This window comes from Marinifilum fragile JCM 15579, assembly GCF_001310955.1.
Lineage (GTDB): Bacteria > Bacteroidota > Bacteroidia > Bacteroidales > Marinifilaceae > Marinifilum > Marinifilum fragile.
In genome coordinates this window covers 34,751-50,764 of record NZ_BAZX01000010.1, presented here as the reverse complement: position 1 = coordinate 50,764, position 16,014 = coordinate 34,751, and the positions used below count along the sequence as shown (strand labels likewise).

Genomic DNA, 16,014 nt, shown 5'->3' with positions numbered 1-16,014 from the left:
TCAAATCTAATTACGATCTTTTTTTAAAATTATATCATTTAAACTTTCCATTTCGAAACCGTAGTGTTTGTACCTTTTTATAGCATTTTCATTATCATTAATAACCCAAAACATTTGTTTCTTACAACCACTACTCAAGAAAAAATATTTATTCAATAAAGCAGATCCTATTTTCTTATCTCTATACTCTGGATGAACAAACCAATATCTTAAATAAGAAGTCATACCTATCAAATCAAAAATTACAAATCCAACAATATGATCATCTTCTCTTTTCACAACAATATGATTTTTCTTGATCCAATTTAATATTTCTTCCTTAAATGGTATTTGTTCTGATAAAGGATCAAAATATGTATCAAGCAATATTTTTATTTCTTGTACATCATTTGTGTTGGCAAAATCTATAGAAATATCATTTTTAAAATCCTCATCCTCATTTATAACTCGACTCATCCGAGTTAATGAAGTATATTCTACAAACTTATAATTTTTAAAAATATCATTTAGCCTACTCAATTCTGTCGCTTTACCAATTAGATCAATAACCGTACATGTTTCTTCCAAAAAATTTGCTGCTAGGCTTATTCCATTACTTAAAGATTCTTCTGATTTTGCTACAAAATAGAGTGAATTAAAGCTTTCGTTCTTCCTAATAAAAAAAACAACTCCATTAAATTTATCAATTTTATATAAGCTTGCTTTTTCTATCCACAATTCAATTTGATCTTTGTTAGGAAAAAAATTTGTATAATACTTTTCTTTAAAATCTCTTACAGATTTTATTCCCAACATAATCTCTTCAAATGATTTAACTATTTTCATATACAATTCACCTCATTACTTAAAGCTAATCTATCAATTTTTCCGTTAGTATTTCTTGGTAAGATAGCTTTTTGCTTAAATACCGTCGGAACCATATATTTAGGAAGTTTTTTTGAAATTAGATTTCTAAATTCTTTAACAGGCATTTCGCTATCAGCCTCATATATAAGAGTAATTTCTTTTAGTGGGAAATTATATACAACACAAGCATTTTTAACTATCTTCAATGTATTAACTACAACATGCTCAATTTCTCCCAATTCAATTCTGTAGCCTAGGTGCTTTATTAAACTATCCTTTCGACCTTTAAAAACAATTTCTCCCCTCTCATTAACTGAGACAATATCACCTGTACGATACATGATCTCCGGATATGAATTATTCAATGGATTCTGAACAAAAGCTTGTGCTGTTTTTTCAGGATTGTTATAATATCCCATAGCCAAGGAGGTTCCTCTCACACATAATTCTCCTTCCTCATTTCCATTCACTAATTTATCTTGATCATTTAATATCAAGATATCAGTATTTTTACAAGCATATCCTATTGGAATAGGTTCATTGTCCTCAATCTCCCTTTCAACAATATAATAGGTACAGTCTAATGTAATCTCTATTGGACCATATAAGTTAGCAAATAAGACTTTAGGCAAATTTTTACGCCAATAATTAAATTGTTGAGTAGGAAATACCTCCCCTGCAAACCATACCAACCTTAAATCCTTAAGATAATCAGTTCTCAACAAGTCCATATTTGCGATATTCACCATTATAGTTGGAACCCAAAAAATGAATGAAACCTTATGCAATTGCATCAACTCCAAAATTTTCACAGGAAATGCAGCAAGACTATCAGGAATTAAAACCATAGTAGCCCCTTTAGCCATAAGTAAACAAAGCTCAAAACTATATATATCAAATACCAGCGGAGAAAGCGATCCTATTATTTCATTATCTGAAAACTCAAAGGCACTTAAAGACCATTCTGTAAAATCAATAAAGCTTTTGTGATTTAAAACTACTCCCTTCGGCGTTCCAGTTGAACCTGAAGTATTTATAATACATAGAGGATCTGCATCTATAATTCTATAAAGTCTCTCCGATATTACTTTTTGATCATAGCCTTCATCAAAATTAAAATCATCTAAGTTGATAATAAGAATTCCTTCTGGTAATACATCGTTAATTTTTTTAATCAAAGCTGAGTTAGAAATAACAACTCGAGGTTGGATTCTGGCAAAAATATTCTTAACTCTCTCAACAGGCGATTTGATGTCGAGATTCATGTATGTGTTACCACTATATGTAATACCAATGTTAGAATAAATACTTTCTATACTCTTAGGAAGATAGACTGCAATTGGACTATTAATTATTTCAGATTTGATTATTCTATATGCTAACTTCTTTGAGTTTTGCTCTAAATCTTTAAAATTAATCTCTTTATCTCCGTCAATAATCGCAATTTTATTCGGAAATTTTTCAACTGTTTCTTCAAAATATGAACTAATATTGTATCTCATTTTCTTCTATTTAATTATTTCCTTTAAATGCTTCAGTTGTAGCTTCTCCTGCTTTGTTAATATTGCTACGTAAGAAAACTTTTTGGGCTGTTAAAAATATAATTTTAATATCAAGTATAAAAGTAATGTTATCCACATACCATACGTCATAAATAAATTTATCATTCCATGATATGGCATTTCTACCATTAACTTGTGCCCAACCAGTTATTCCAGGTCTTACATTATGTCTTTTGCGTTGTTGAGCATTATATAGTGGTATATATTGTGGTAAAAGTGGTCTGGGCCCTATTAAAGACATATCTCCCTTTAAAACGTTTATTAATTGAGGCAATTCGTCTATGGAAGTAGAACGAACAAACTTTCCGACCTTTGTTAAACGATAATTATCTGGTAACAACTTACCATCCGAACCTTTTTCATCCGTCATCGTTTTGTACTTAATTATCTTAAAAATTTTCTCATCTTTCCCTGGTCTTTTCTGAAAAAAGAAAACTCCAGATCCATGATTTGCGAAGTACAACCAAATAGTAACAACAATAAGGATAGGCATCACCAAAAGCAATACAATCAATGCAAATGAAAAGTCAATAACTCTTTTAAAATATCTCTGATACATAGAATCAATTTAATAACTTTTGATACTCAGCAAGTAAAGCCTCCCATACAATATGTTGCTCATAGCGCTTAACTATTAAATCACGGGCATCACTAGCCATTTGTTCAACCTCCAAAGGATGATCCACAAAGTGTCTCATCATATGCAATAAAGCATCTGCATCTTTTGACGGGATTATTTTGCCATTAACACCATCTGAAATGATTTCATTGCTACCATTGATATCGGTTACAATTGATGGTAACCCCATTGCTCCCGCTTGTAACACTACATTTGGGAATCCTTCTCTATAACTCGGAAAAACAAACACATCTGCATTAGCTAAAAAGGGGCGTACATCCTTCTGAAATCCTTTAAACTTTATTGCCGGATGATTAAAAATTAAATGCTCCACCTCTGGATGTATTGGATCGAGTTCCTTCTCAAAAGGACCAACCAATACTAATTCGATATTCGGACGAAGTTTATACAGATTTACAAAAGCAGTTACTAATTCATTTATACCTTTATCCCCAACTAATCTTCCTATAAAACAGAAAGTAAATCTATTATTTGTTACTTTCCTTTCATCCCTAATTTTAAAGTACGAAGTGTTAATACCATTAACATTTCCATTTGCAATAATTTTTAATGGTTTAGAAGTAATTTTAAATTTCTCCAAATCATTCATTACTCCTTCTCCTTCCGGAATTATATCAGTAGCTGCCCAACAGGTTAATTTATCTGTCAAAATTAAAATTTTCCTTTTCAAACCTGTCGAAGTTGGAAATACTAACCCAGTAAAAGTATGAACTCTAACAGGAACATTTGAAAACTTAGCCGCTAACATCGAAAGAAGTCCTGCCTTGGGAGTAATAGAATGAACCATTGCAGGTTTTTCTTTACGAAAGACTAAAATTAATTTTATAAGTGATTGGATATCTTTAAAAAGAGAAATTCTTCTCTCAATGTTAATTCCTATTGTTCTTTTAATATCCTCCTTCTTTGCTAAATCTTCTAACAACTTACTTTTTGATGATAGTGCAATTACTTCGTAATATTTTGATAAAAATTTTAGTTGACCATCCAATAAAGTATATAAGGATTCTGGTACTGCGGATACTCTAATAACCTTTTTCTTCATAAAAATCACTTAGTATTGAAGTTACTTTCTCACCATTATCAATCAACATTTCCTCTTTGAACGATGCACATTTTTCAATTTTTCTATTCAAAGATGTATGATCAAGTTCACGCAAAAATCTCCTTATCTCCTCCTTATTCTTACAATCTATTGCATAACCTATCTCTTTTTGAGTAACAACATTTGATAAATATGTATTGCTACTAACCATTATTGGCTTATGATAATATATAGACTCATATAGTTTATTTGGTTCTGCAATTCTCTCATTTACCCCGGTTGTATCATAGCATACAAAATTTACATCAAACTCTTTATATATCTGATTTAAATCAATTGGGTTTCTAAATGCTCCGTGATAGTATACATTCTTGTAATAATCACAATGTTTTTTTACAAAGTTTCACCATTTCTTTAGGACCATCTCCCCAAATATGAAATTCCCAACTAGGTTTTTCATCCATTAATGTTTCAATAAAATTTGATAACATTTCTGGATATCTTAAAAGTCCTACGAAAGCAAATCTTAATTGATTTACATTTTCAAATAATTTAATTTCAGGTCGATCTATAGATAAAAAATATGGGTCTAACTTATTGGGAAGAATGAATACATTATTGGGCGATGCATTATCATATAAATATTGCCTAAACCCTTCGGATGTTAGGAATGTTATCTCTGATCTATTTTGCAAAAACCTATCTAATACTTTAAATATTTTTATAAGTACTTTAGGATAGTTGAGATACATTAAATCACTTTCCTCATAAATAAACTTACGACCAAATAAAAACAAAACTAAAGCTAAATCAGTACCAAATACATAGAAAACACTTTCTTTATTTCTCTTAATTATTGGACGTAGTGTTTTAATATATTTAATCAGTCTTTTTAAATATGAACCATGCTCAAGGCCATCAAGAATTTCCATTTCAATGTCCTTTGGTTTGTTTATGGAATACCAACTTCTATCAAACGAATATACTTCCGTTTCACATGTCATTTTTTTTATTGTTCTAATTCTTTTATGACAGCGTGGTTGAGTACAAGAGTTCAACAAAAAAATAACTTTCATATTTTCTATTTCTTTAACTGAGCAACAATTCTCTCACATGCCAACCCGTCACCATATGGATTGTTTGCTTTTGCCATAGACTCGTAATATTTTTCATTGTCAAGTAATAAAGAAACATGTTCTACGATTTCTCTTCTATCAGTTCCAACTAACTTAACAGTACCAGCCTGAACAGCTTCAGGACGTTCAGTAGTATCACGCATAACCAATACAGGTTTACCTAATCCTGGAGCCTCCTCCTGAATTCCTCCTGAATCAGTTAAAACCAAACAGGATTGTGACATTAAATAAACAAATGGTAAATATTCCAGCGGTTCGATAAAATGGACATTACCAGCATTTAATTGTTCATTATCTTTTGAACCAAACACTTCAAAGATTGGTTTTCGCACATTTGGATTCAAGTGCATTGGATAAATAAAATCTACATCTGGATAATTTCCTGCCAAATCCTTAATTGCATTGCAGATATTTAAAAAACCTTCACCAAAATTTTCACGACGATGCCCAGTTATAAGAATAAGTTTTCGGCTTGATCCATTTTCTGAAGAATAGTCATAATTTATGGCATTATCACCGACTAAAGACGACTCTCTCACCATATAGTGGTCTACTATTTCTTGTTTCAAACCACTAGCCAATAACTTTGATTCTACCTGTACTTTTAAGTCTGAACGCTCCTTGATCTGATCTAAAACTTTGTAAAGAGCATCTATTACCGAATTTCCCGTTACAAAAATTCGATTTTCTGAAACTCCTTCTTTCAACAAATTCTTTTTACTTGTTTCCGTAGGAGCAAAGTGATAAGTAGCAAGACGTCCTGTTAATTGACGATTGGCTTCTTCAGGCCATGGTGAATACAAGTTATGAGTTCTTAATCCAGCTTCAACATGACCTACAGGTATTTGTTGATAAAAAGCTGCTAACGCTGCTGATGTTGAAGTCGTAGTATCGCCGTGTACCAAAATTAAATCAGGTTTTGCTTTAGTCAAAACATCTCGCATTCCCAACAATACACGTGAAGTTACATCATACAGATCTTGTCCCTGTTTCATTAAATTAAGATCATAATCTGGAACAATTTCAAACAAATCCAATACTTGATCTAACATCTCTCTATGTTGAGCAGTTACACAAACAATAGTTTCAAACTGCTCATTATTCTTTTGAAACTCTTTCACTAATGGAGCCATCTTAATTGCCTCCGGGCGAGTTCCAAAAACCAACATTACCTTTTTCATATCTATTTAGGACGTAAGAACCACGGATAAAAACTAAACCACAGTCCTATATGTTCATTTACTATTTATTAACACCACAGAAATCTAGAATCACCTTATCTTCACCATTCACAAGGCCTTTAAACTCTTTATGAGCCACCAAAAAGGCAACAATATCAGCAGACTTAAATGCTTCCTTGTAGTTGGTTAACTTAAAAACATTGTGTTCTTTTACATTAGGCTCAACAACCATCATTTCCGCATTATTAGCTCGTTGCATTACTTTTTGGGCAATATACTTAGCAGGAGATTCTCTTAAATCATCAATATCTGGTTTAAAAGCTAAGCCCATTAATGCCACTTTTGCCTCACGTCCATTTTTAAGTTGGAACTCTAGCATTGCATTATGCACTTTCTCAGCACACCAGAAGGCCTTATAATTGTTAATTTTTCTTGCCTGTTCAATTATATTTGACTCTGCTGGATATTCAGAAACAATAAACCAAGGATCAACTGCAATACAGTGTCCACCTACACCACAACCAGGTTGTAAGATATTTACACGAGGATGCTTATTTGCTAATTCAATTAATTCCCAAACGTTGATATCAGCTTTGTCACAAATTAATGATAACTCATTTGCAAATGCAATCTGAACGTCGCGAGATGAATTCTCGGTCAATTTACACATCTCTGCAGTACGTGCATTGGTCGCATGTAATTCACCAATTACAAATGTTCGATAAAAGTCTATTGCTGCTTTAGTTGATGCGTCATCAACACCTCCAATAACTCTATCGTTATTTACCAATTCATAAATCACATTACCGGGAAGAACTCTTTCCGGACAGTATGCAATATGCAGATTACCTATTAATTCAGGTCTCTCCGAATAAATTAATTCTGCCATTTTATCTGTAGTATGAACTGGAGACGTAGATTCAATTACATATAAATCACCTTTTTTTAGCAAAGGAATGATGGCTCGCGTTGCCGATTCCACAAATGTTATATCGGGCTCATGATCACCTTTAAATGGTGTTGGTACAACAATAAAGTAAGCATCGCTTTCTTCAGGAGCAAGAGCTGCACGAAGTTTCCCACTTTCAACAACACTTTTTACCATTTTCTCTAAACCAGGCTCTACAATGTGTATTTTACCTTTATTAATTGTATCAACAACAGTAGGATTAACATCGACACCTAATACTTCAATTCCATTGTGCGCAGCAATTGTAGCTGTAGGAAGACCAATATAGCCTAATCCCATAAAACATGCTTTCATAATATTTAAAGTTTTTCTTTTATAAATTCCACAATTAATTTTGCTCGATGCTCTACAGATAAATCTTTTGCTGTTTCCAAAGCATTTCTGGATAGCATAGAGCGAAGTGATGCATCCTTCTTTAGTTTATCTATGGCATTAGCAATTTCTCCAATATCTGATGGTTCAACCAGAATTGCATTTCTATCGTTCAAAATATCATGATTAAATGACCTATCAGAAGAAATTACGGGTAAACCACAAGCCATTGCCTCTACAATAGCATTACAACAACCTTCATTTAAAGTAGGTAGAACAAATACATCACTTGCATTCAAATAATCTACCAACTTATCATGAGGCAAAGAACCACTAAACAATAAATTAGTTTGTTCAGGTTCCTGCTCTCCTTTGCCTATAAGCAGACATTTTATCGAGCTATCATTTAAAGAATTAACAGCATCGTTTACTCTTAATACACCTTTTCGTTCAATAAAAGCTCCGACAAAACATACAACGAACACTTCTTGAGGGAAGTTTAATTTTTCCCTACAAAGCTTTTGTTCCTTCTTGTAAAATTTGTTTTTATCAATACCGTTAGGTAGAATTTTGCACTTATCCTCTTTTAAAAGACCTAATTGTATACTTTCTTCTTTATTCTTAGTTGACACAGCAATTACTCCAGATAAAAAAGACACAAACTTATCTTTATCTTTAAACTTTGTTAAGCTTTGTATCCATATTTTAGATTCACCTGTAGCCACGAACAATGGAATCCTATTTTTATATGCAAATGGAAAACCAGCATATGCATTTTGCCAAAAATGGCCATAAATCACACTAGGTTTTTTCCTTAAACCATTTAAAATCTTATTTATCTTAAACCGAGCAAATAAATAACTAATTGATTCGCCAAAAACCCTTAGCCTACTGAACGTAAGAGTCAAAGGCTGATACACAGTTATTTCATTACCTCGATCAGTCTTATATTTCCACATAGTCGGACGTTTATTCTTCGTCGAAAGAAAAACTCTTGTTATACTTTGTGGCGCAATGACAATACATTTCGTTTTAGTATCAGCAATGGCTTCCACTAGTTGGGCTACAAAAGTAAATTCTGCTTCTCCTTTATAAGGGTAACCATCACTAATAAAGCAAATATCATTATTATCTCCACTATTCATAATTCAATCTTTTACTTCGTTCAATACCTCCAATAACAACACCCAATACTAATGCATATATATTCCAACTAAAATCACAATATCCCATTGAAAACAGTGATTGTGCCCCCCACATAGAAAGCACACTAAACAACACTATGGAATCTTCTTTGTTCATACTTTTTGAGCGAATTAAACCAACTAATGATAAAAAAATAAGTAGATAAATCATAACAATACTTAATCCTCCCATAGCTAATAACTCCAGCCAATCATTATGCGCATAATTTCCTGCAAATTGTACGGAAGCAGCAAAACCATGACCGAATAGTATTTCTATGACATTACCATTCATCCAAGCCTCAAATATCGAAGCGAAAATACTATCTCTCCCACTTGTATTTGACACACCATCAGACAACCTTCGTAAAAAATATTCATTTGCTGATAACGCCTGAAAACCAAAATAGCCAATCGTCACAACTAATGTTAATACTAAAATAGATGCAACAGTTTTTTTTAGCCTAGTATCCAAGAATTTTCTTTGCCTTTTAAAAAGAAAATATGAATAGATACACATAAACATAACGTAACAAACCAAAGCTCCACGTTTCGTAGCGGAAATAACTAAACCTAAACTAATAACAACACATATTATAGATATTATAGGTTTCTTTCGTGCAATAAGTAGTAACAGTGGAGCGAGATTTACGAAATAGTAAGCAGCATTATTAACTACATTTTCTGAATCATTACTAATGTCAATTATACTACGTAATTCATAAAAGTACTTTCCTAATAGTGCTAGAAAAAGAAAAACAGAAAACCAATTTAGAATATTCGCTGATAATCTGCCCTTTAGAGCAAGATAATAATATACAAAGAAAGGAATAAGGCCTCCTAATATAAGTTTAAATTGTTCATAATAACAACTTGGAAATATAAGTCCCGAATCAGGTGCCCTATAAAACAAAAAATACATGCTCTGAATAAAAATAAATGTTATCAGCAACTTAACAAATACACCTTTATTTTTCAAAGCTAATACCTTAACAACATAAATACCTGATATCAATATCAAGAATGCAAAGGAGATCTTTGCAACTATGTTTCCAATAGGATAAATTACCCCCTGTAAATAATATAAAATAACTAAGGATAAAACACAGCTCTGAATAATATTTCCAAAGGTTTGCTTATTCATTATTCTCTTTTATTTTCGAATACTAGGTAGTTCAAGCTCATCTCCCATAATCAAATTCCATTCGTCAGATCCAAAATTATCATACCCGGATGAATCAAAAAACGTTAATTCTCCAAAATACATTTTACCATGTATTTCATACAAATCAACTCTTACATGAGGGATACCTTTTGATAATTTCTTTGCTGTTTCTATCATTTCATTAAAAGTTTCAGGTCTCTTGTGATTAATCAAAGAATTTGGTCCCTCTGTACTTGTTATATCCAACTTATTAAATTCACTATCATAATAATCGAAATTATGCGTAGTAAATCGATTACTCGCTATCAACAACAATTTAACTTTTCCATCAAAACAATAAAACTTATAATCTCTCAGTTCACCACTTTCATCCTCCATATACTTCTCACATAAAATCCTTCTCTTTATATTTTTATATGGCCACTCCCTAGTTCTCAAAAAAGTGTTGGTTGAAAGTTGAGCATTTAGCTTAGCTCTGAGTTGATCGAAATCAATCTTTGTTTTATCCTTACAAATAAAGACATTCCCTCCTCCTGTATGATTACATTTAAGAACAAACTGTTTAGGCAACTGTTCAAAATCAATTTCATCTGCATGATCCCATGTACCAATCGTAGGGATAATACAATTATCACTAATAGCCTCCGCTACATATTTTTTGACCTCTATTTTATCAACCATAACCGAATACTCTGGACTTCTATCATAGAGTTTTAACCATTGTAACTTTTCTGTAAAATATCTTGGATTTCGCAAGTTTAAAAGTTTACCCATTTTTAAGCTATACTCAATATAAACATATAGTCTATCTGTGAACACTTGAGGAATACTATGTATAACTCCTAAAAAAATCAACTTCGGGCTCCTAAGGTAATGTCTAAATGGTAACATTAATTATATATTTCGTAAATAGTTCAACAATTTATCTCTATGAGATTCACATTCTATAAAGTTTCGAATAATTACACTTTTCTTTTTACCAATGAATGAAGGCAATAATCGTCTATTATATAGTGCTTTTATATATCTATTTGTATATGGTTCAAAAACACCGAGGATATTTTTGCCACCTTTATACAGATAATCATTTAATTTTTCTTCAAGTAAATCTGTATTATTAATTATTTCATTTAACTCTTTTATTTTATTATCAAAAGCACTTCTATTATCAATCAATTTCACCCCATCTTTAGACTTACATTGTTCATATGGAATAAGCTCAAAACTAATTTCTTCACTAAACCTCATTTTAAGCATAAAACCATAGTTCCATAAATCATCCTGAATATTATCATCGAAACAAAAATTACCTAGTCCATAAAATATTGGCTTGCCCTTATAAATCTCATAACCACTATAGCAATGCTGATGATGGTTAACTATTGCATCTGCACCAATGTCAACAAAATATTGGTAAGTGCTTTTCATTCGCTGACTTGGTAACTGTAAATGCTCGTGCCCCCCATGTATAATCACCACAACAAAATCCGATTCTGTCTTCGCTTTTACAATTTGATAATAATTAGAAACAGGGTCTAATGGTGCTGCTCCTGCTTGAAATTTCGTTGCAATAGAAAATTCATTCTCACAAAAATTTACAAATGCTATCTTTTTACCATTGATTTCTTTTGTTAAGGTTTTCTTTGCGGATATCAAATCTCTTCCTGCTCCAACAAAATCAATTCTTTTTCGCTTACAGTAATCAATTACTCCCATCACACCTCCATCCCCAAAGTCTCTAATGTGATTATTTGCTAAAGAAACACAATCAAAACCTATATATCTTAATGCTTCTAATGCTTTATCATTTGTCTTTAGATTAGGGCCACACTTATCAATTGGTTTATCATTTATACCTGGAATACATGTTTCAAAATTTACAATACTGTAATCAACACTTTCAATATGAGGTTTTATATCACCAAACACCTCTTGGTATTCTTCTAAATCTATTTTCTCTTGTAATCCATACTGAGGACAATAATCCCCAGCAAATAATATCTCAAGCATTTTTAGTCTGTTTTATTTTTGTTGCAAAATACCATGTTGTAATACCACGCAAAAACCAGATAATCGTAATTGTCATGGCAATTCCAATGTAAGAATAAGTTGTAGTCAATATCCATGTTAGAATTAGTCCCAAAATAGAATAAAACATTATTATATGACTATATAACTTTTCTTTCCCTACCAAACTAAATAGTTAGGACCATATGTATTCATTAGAAATAATGCAATTGGACAAATTGACATTATTTTTATCACCAGAGCAGAATCCTTAAACTCTTCAGTATAAAATATATCAACTATCAAATCCGAAAGCAAGAATAACATTAAGCTAGCCAAAACACTTATAAAACCACTTATTATTACATATATTTTATGTTTATCAATCCTTCTTGATAAGAAAGGAAAAAATGTTCTAGAAAAAACTTCAAATAATTGATCACTCAGAGATATAAACCTAAATCCATTGGAATAAATTCCAGTTGCAGCACTACCTCCATATACCCTTAAGATGATTGTTGAAAAATTTGTATACAAATTGGGAAGAAACAAACTAACGAACATATTTTTACTACCCTTTATAGTTTCAGTAATATCATTCCAGGAAGGTAAAATCAATTTTACACCAAACCTTTTTAAAATAATATACATCGCTATAATTCCACTCATCCAATAACCACAAGCTGTTAACAGCGGATATAGTGTATAATCACTAGGCTCTTTGATTACAATAAATACCAATAGTGTAAATATCAATTTTGAGATAAAATTAAGAATAGTGATATAAACCATCTTCTCTTGTGCCTGAAAGAACCAATCTGGAAATATTATATGTCCTGGGATGTATAAAAATGTTATTAGCAACAACACTCTCTTATCATACATAAATGGTATAAAATAGACACAAAATCCCAATACAATAACACTTATTAGCATTAAAATAATTTTCGAAAACAAAACATTCGAGAAAATTTTTGAAACTAATAACGTATCATTCTTAATTCTAGCGATATCTCTTGTCGCGGTATAGTTAAAACCAAAATTAGTAAAGGTTTCAAAATAAATCATGACAGCCGCAGCAAAGGCTATCTCGCCAAAACCATCTACTCCAATTACTCTAGCTAAATAAGGCAATGTGATTAATGGGAAAATATATCCAATTAATCTCATTACAGATAAAGAAGCAAAATTTGTCATTAGAACTTTCGCGTCTTTATTATTAGTAATATTTAATATTATATCTTTTAACACCCTTTATGATCATTTTTTTTAGTAACCCTATAATTTTATGCACTTTTGAAACATTAGTTTTTAATTGCCTTAAACTTTAGGTACCAATCAGTAAACCTTTTAACCCCTTTCTTTAATTCATAATTTGGTGCATATCCAGTCACTTTCTCTAATAATTCCGTATTAGCCCATGTTTTCTTTACATCCCCTTCCTGCATAGGCATGAAATTTTTCTCCGCATAAAGCCCTAAGCAATCTTCCATAGTTGAAATGAACTCCATTAAATCCACAGGCTTTGAGTTTCCAATATTAAAGACCTCAGCTCTTGGTTGTTTTTTAGGCAAAGTAGAAACACATCGGACGATTCCTTCAACTATATCATCAATGTAGGTGAAATCTCTTTGCATCTCTCCATTATTAAAAACATTGATAGCCACTCCTTTTGTAATTGCCTTCGCAAATAGCATTGGTGCCATATCAGGCCTTCCCCATGGGCCATAAACCGTAAAAAAACGCAAACCAGTAGTTGGTAAATCATATAAATGACTATAAGTGTGCGCCATTAATTCATTACTCTTCTTTGTTGCAGCGTATAAACTTACAGGATGATCCACTCGATCCTCTTCCGAAAATGGGATTTTTGAATTAGCGCCATAAACAGAGGAACTTGAAGCATATACTAAGTGCTCAATTTTATTGTGACGGCAACACTCTAATATATTAACAAATCCAACCAAATTAGATTGAACATATGCATGTGGATTTTCCAAGGAATAACGGACACCGGCTTGCGCAGCAAGATTTACTACATGCGTAAAATTCTCCTCAACAAAAAGTTTTTCTAATTTTTGAAGGTCAGTTATGTCAATCTTAGCAAAACTATAAGTCTTATTTTTCGAGCTTGCTATCAGTTGTCCGTTTTCTGTAATCAAATAACGGTCAATTCCTGACTCATTCAATCTAGCAAATTTAAGATTCACATCGTAATAGTCATTGATGTTGTCAATTCCGACGACTTCATGCCCTTCTTTCACCAAGGTTTCTACTAAATGAAAGCCGATAAATCCAGCAGCTCCTGTTACTAGTATCTTCATATTCCCACGAATTTCACAAATTAGAGCGAATTAGACCAGTCAAAGCTAATACGCTATTTTTAAAACAGCAATTCTAAGTAGTAGAGTTCAACCTTAGTACTGCTGTATATTCAAAACTATTTTCCTTTACCAATATTATACACCTCAAAACCTAGGGTATCCAACTGATCTTTATCTATAATATTTCTTCCATCAAAAATAAATGCAGGCTTTAACATTGCATTATATACCTTCTCCCAATCATATGTTTTGAATTCGTCCCATTCCGTTAGAATGGCTGTCGCGTGCGCCTTATGCATTGCTAAGTACGGATCTGTATGAATAGTCACTAAAGAGCGAATCTCATTTATGGACATGACTTCACCTTGCTCTACATATTGACCAACACGGTGTGTTTGCAAATATTCCAGATCGGCAAAAATCTGCTCTTCCGTTACTTTAGGGTCATATACATGAATTTCAGCTCGATCTTGTAATAACTCATCGGCAACATACATGGCTGCAGTTTCACGGGTATCGTTGGTATCCTTTTTGAAAGCCCATCCCAAGAATGCAATTTTCTTACCCGAAACCGTATTAAAAAGAGAGTCAATAATATTTTTAGAGAACCTATGTTTTTGGTAATCATTCATCATGACTACCTGTTCCCAGTAATCTGCCACTTCAGGTAAATTAAAATGACGACACAAGTATACCAAGTTTAAAATATCTTTTTGAAAACAAGAACCTCCAAAACCTACTGAAGATTTTAAGAACTTTGCCCCAATACGGCTATCCTTACCAATGGCTCTGGCAATTTCATCAACATCAGCACCGGTTTTCTCACAAAGAGCAGAGATAGCATTGATAGAAGAGACACGTTGTGCCAGGAATGCATTAGCAGTCAGTTTTGACAATTCCGATGACCAAACACGAGTAGTAACAATGTTTTCGCGTGGCACCCAGTTCAAATACACATCAACCAAGGATTGAACAGCTGCTTCCCCACGTTCTGTCTGCTCCCCACCAATCAGAAAACGATCCGGCTTGTGCAAATCCCGAATTGCAGTACCTTCAGCAAGAAACTCAGGACTTGACAAAATATCAAATTTTACACCATTACCAGTAGAATGTAAAATGGTACGAAGCGCTTCTGCTGTTCGAACAGGCAGCGTAGATTTTTCTACAATAATCTTATCATTCTTTGCTACTTGAGCAATTTGACGTGCACACAATTCAATAAATTTCAAATCAGCGGCCATACCTTTACCTACGCCATAGGTTTTGGTAGGTGTATTTACAGAAATAAAAATCAGTTCTGCTTCATCAATGGCTTTCTCTACATCTGTAGAAAATTTCAGATTACGACCACGAGCTTCAGCCACAACATCAGCCAACCCAGGTTCGTAAATAGGCAATTTATCTAAATCAGCATCATTCCAATCGTCAATTCGTTGTTCATTTAAGTCCACCACATGCACATTTATGTGAGGGCATTTTTGTGCAATAACAGCCATTGTGGGCCCACCAACATATCCTGCACCGATACAGCAGATATTTTTAATTGATTTCACTTCATTCATTTTTTAATAATGCTTCTATTTTGATTATTTTAATATTCTTTTCTCAAATATTTCACTAGGGCTGATAAGCAAATGAAAATATG

14 protein-coding genes are annotated in these 16,014 nt (G+C 32.4%); all 14 read right to left on the bottom strand.

The features are described 5' to 3' along the window. Positions 1-6 precede the first annotated feature (6 nt). Positions 7-825, bottom strand: a complete 819-nt coding sequence (locus JCM15579_RS09425; RefSeq protein ID WP_054719123.1) for a GNAT family N-acetyltransferase — start codon at positions 823-825, stop codon at positions 7-9. Further along, positions 822-2,348 carry an amino acid adenylation domain-containing protein gene (locus JCM15579_RS09420; RefSeq protein WP_054719120.1) on the bottom strand — a complete coding sequence of 509 codons (1,527 nt, stop codon included), beginning with the start codon at positions 2,346-2,348 and terminating at the stop codon, positions 822-824. Before JCM15579_RS09420 ends, JCM15579_RS09425 begins: the two co-directional genes overlap by 4 nt. A 10-nt stretch (positions 2,349-2,358) precedes the next feature. After that, entirely contained in the window at positions 2,359-2,967 is a 609-nt protein-coding gene (locus JCM15579_RS09415; RefSeq protein WP_054719117.1) for a sugar transferase, read from the bottom strand. A gap of 4 nt (positions 2,968-2,971) precedes the next feature. Continuing rightward, positions 2,972-4,090, bottom strand: coding sequence for a glycosyltransferase family 4 protein (locus JCM15579_RS09410; protein ID WP_054719114.1), 1,119 nt, complete (start codon positions 4,088-4,090; stop codon positions 2,972-2,974). Positions 4,091-4,470: 380 nt separating this feature from the next. Next, positions 4,471-5,022, bottom strand: coding sequence for a glycosyltransferase family protein (locus tag JCM15579_RS09400; RefSeq protein ID WP_157471412.1), 552 nt, complete (start codon positions 5,020-5,022; stop codon positions 4,471-4,473). A 149-nt stretch (positions 5,023-5,171) separates the two neighbouring features. Further along, complete coding sequence (wecB, locus tag JCM15579_RS09395) at positions 5,172-6,407, bottom strand: non-hydrolyzing UDP-N-acetylglucosamine 2-epimerase (protein WP_054719105.1); 1,236 nt, start codon at positions 6,405-6,407, stop codon at positions 5,172-5,174. Between the two features lie 61 nt (positions 6,408-6,468). Then, positions 6,469-7,671, bottom strand: a complete 1,203-nt coding sequence (gene wecC, locus JCM15579_RS09390) for a UDP-N-acetyl-D-mannosamine dehydrogenase (protein WP_054719101.1) — start codon at positions 7,669-7,671, stop codon at positions 6,469-6,471. 5 nt (positions 7,672-7,676) lie between these two features. Then, on the bottom strand, positions 7,677-8,834 hold the full coding sequence (locus tag JCM15579_RS09385) for a glycosyltransferase family 4 protein (protein ID WP_054719098.1): 1,158 nt from the start codon (positions 8,832-8,834) through the stop codon (positions 7,677-7,679). Beyond that, complete coding sequence (locus JCM15579_RS09380) at positions 8,827-10,017, bottom strand: O-antigen ligase family protein (protein WP_054719095.1); 1,191 nt, start codon at positions 10,015-10,017, stop codon at positions 8,827-8,829. Before JCM15579_RS09380 ends, JCM15579_RS09385 begins: the two co-directional genes overlap by 8 nt. A 9-nt stretch (positions 10,018-10,026) precedes the next feature. Then, positions 10,027-10,812 (bottom strand): ATP-grasp fold amidoligase family protein, encoded by a 786-nt coding sequence (locus JCM15579_RS09375; RefSeq protein WP_172677407.1) that lies wholly within the window; start codon positions 10,810-10,812, stop codon positions 10,027-10,029. A 120-nt stretch (positions 10,813-10,932) separates the two neighbouring features. Continuing rightward, a complete protein-coding gene (locus JCM15579_RS09370) occupies positions 10,933-12,048 on the bottom strand; it encodes a CapA family protein (protein ID WP_054719091.1) in 1,116 nt (371 codons plus the stop codon). Positions 12,049-12,225: 177 nt separating this feature from the next. Then, positions 12,226-13,242, bottom strand: a complete 1,017-nt coding sequence (locus JCM15579_RS09365; protein WP_157471411.1) for an oligosaccharide flippase family protein — start codon at positions 13,240-13,242, stop codon at positions 12,226-12,228. 107 nt (positions 13,243-13,349) lie between these two features. After that, positions 13,350-14,369 carry an NAD-dependent epimerase gene (locus JCM15579_RS09360; RefSeq protein ID WP_054719085.1) on the bottom strand — a complete coding sequence of 340 codons (1,020 nt, stop codon included), beginning with the start codon at positions 14,367-14,369 and terminating at the stop codon, positions 13,350-13,352. Between the two features lie 116 nt (positions 14,370-14,485). Next, the gene (locus JCM15579_RS09355; protein WP_054719338.1) at positions 14,486-15,922 is read right to left on the bottom strand and encodes a UDP-glucose 6-dehydrogenase; all 1,437 of its coding nucleotides are present in this window, start codon (positions 15,920-15,922) and stop codon (positions 14,486-14,488) included. Between the last annotated feature and the right edge of the window lie 92 nt (positions 15,923-16,014).